Genomic DNA, 2,292 nt, shown 5'->3' with positions numbered 1-2,292 from the left:
GACAGCGGTTTCCGTCGGGGCCCGCCGCGCCTGCGCGGTGAAGGCCTCCGGAATGCTCATCTGGGGCGAGGTCAGTGGTCCGCAGTGCCCGAGAGAAGGGCCTTTCCCGTACGTCGCCTTTTGTGCGGGGGCGGTGGTGGGATCGCCGTCAGCGGCCTGAAGCGGCCCAGCTAAGGCTTCACTAGTCATGAGTCAACAGCCCCCGGTTTGAGATTTTCCATCGGCCCACTTCGGCGTTCGCCCGATGGGGAACCTATATCGAAGCGCGACGCAAAAGGAAGAGCCGCAGTGCGCCTTGCGTGCGGGCGGGCGTTACTTATGCCCGAATATGGCCGTTCGGCAACGTTGGTGCAAGTGCCACGAGTTGAGCGTAACTTCTGGCGAGGGGGATCGCGGCGGTCATCCTTTGGCTTGGGAAAATATTGCTTGACACCTCGGCTTCCGCCGTATCAGGATCATGAAAACGTCTGGCTCGGGCACATTTTCCGGCTCGGCTTCCGGCTTGCCTTTCGGCTTGATCGAAGACTCCATGACGCCATGTATTGCGCATTCCATAGACGGATTCTGATTATTACCCGTGACGGAGGAGCAAGTGGATGAGGCCCGTTGTGCCGGATGAGTTAGTCCAGGACGTGAAGGCCCTTTGGCTCGAAGTTCTCGGCGAGGGAGCGGACCTCGACCTCGGCTTTCTGGAGAACGGTGGGGACTCGTTCCACGCCGTTCTGTTCACCGCCCGGGTCTTCGAGGTGACCGGCCAGGAGATCGACTATCTGGACGTGCTTGAAGCGACCGGAGTCGAGGCGCTCTGCGCACTCGTTGTCGCCTCCACGCCCGGGCGTTGAGGCGACGATGTCCTCCGGTATGACATCAACTCCGCCCCGTGGCCCTTTAGTTCAGACGGTCCAGACGGTTTCGCTGCCTCGTCAGGCACTCAGGGGCAGCGAAGACCTCGGCCTGTTGACTCCGAGCCAGTCCGATCTCTATGTGGCGGACCGGGCCGCGGACGACCCCACGACCTATCACGTGGCCCTCGTCTACCGAGTCGAGGGTGCCCTCGACGATACGGAGCTGCGGGCGCGGTTCGAGCGGCTGCTTGCCGCGCACCCGATGCTGGCGGCGTGCGTGGTCGAGGGCAGTGAGGGGTGGTTCTTCGCTCCGGCGGAACGAGCTCCCTCCCTGCACGTCTCGTCGGTACCGATCGACCCCGAAAGCCCGCTGGCCGCCCGGCGCGTGCGTCAGGAGTGCCGACGCCCCATGGACCCGGCGCGTGGACCGCTGCTGCGCGTCGTGCTGCTGCGCTACCCGGGCCACCGCGCCGATCTCGTCGTCGTGGCCCACCATTTGGTCGTCGACGAACCGTCGGCCGAGCTGATGGCCCGCTGGCTGCTCGCGGGTGACGAGGCGGAGCCCGCGCAGACGTTCGCCGACTGGGGAACCGCCACAGCGGTCACGCCGGACCGGACCGAGCGCGCGGCCGCCCTGCGGGACGAGCTCGCGGCTGCCGATCTCGCTCCCGCGCTCGACTGGGCCGCACCCCCAGAGGAGGAAGTGGGCAGCGCCATATGCGGGTTGAGGCTGCACGAGGCGCTGTGGGAGCAGGTGCGGAAGCTGTCCGCCGAGCTCCGGATCACGCCGTACTCCTTCGTCGTCGCCGCCGCAGGGCTGGTCTTCGGCCGCAATGCCCGAGCCGCTCGCCCGGTCCTTGGTGCGACGGTCTCGCGCAGGACGCCACGGCACGCGGCGACGGTCGGGTACTTCAACTCCACCGTGCCGATCCCGCTCGGCTTCGACGAACAGCCCACGGTTGCCGACTTCCTGCGCCAGGCCCACGCGCGGTCCATGCGGGCCTACCGTGACGCGGATCTGCCGCTGTCCACGGTCCTGCCGAAGGGCGCCGGCGAAGGGCCCCGGCTCGTCGTGGTGCCCACCGCGCCACTTCCCGAGATCACGGCCGGGGGTGCGCGATGCACGCCGCACACCGACCTCGACCTCGGGACGGCGCAGTTCCCGCTCGCCCTCTATCTGCGCCAGGAGGCCGAGGGTCTGCACGGTCTGCTGCGGTACCAGCGTGGCAAGATCTCCGTGAGCGCAGCCGAGCAGTTCTGCCGCCAAGTGGACACCGTGGTCGCCGCGTTCGTGGCAGACCCGGACGCGGCACCGGGGGAGGTCGTCACGGTACCGCGGCTTTCGGAAGCCGGTCAGGGGCTGACGACCGCACCTGTGGTGCAGGACCTCTCCATTCCGGAGCTCTTCGCGCGGCAGGTCGCCCGCGATGCCGGGCGGGTTGCCGTT

At 67.6% G+C, this 2,292-nt stretch carries 2 protein-coding genes; both read left to right on the top strand.

The features are described from left to right. Positions 1-596: 596 nt before the first annotated feature. Positions 597-842: a phosphopantetheine-binding protein gene (locus ACFVT2_RS43280; RefSeq protein WP_390027985.1), complete on the top strand. Its 246-nt coding sequence runs from the start codon at positions 597-599 to the stop codon at positions 840-842. Positions 843-957: 115 nt separating this feature from the next. Further along, positions 958-2,292 (top strand): condensation domain-containing protein (locus ACFVT2_RS43275; RefSeq protein WP_390027982.1); only part of this gene is annotated, 1,335 nt, incomplete at its 3' end.

This window comes from Streptomyces sp. NPDC058000, from assembly GCF_042886435.1.
In the GTDB taxonomy this organism is placed as follows: Bacteria; Actinomycetota; Actinomycetes; order Streptomycetales; family Streptomycetaceae; genus Streptomyces.
Note: the sequence above shows the minus strand (reverse complement) of the source record. Positions and strands in the feature narration are given on the sequence as shown.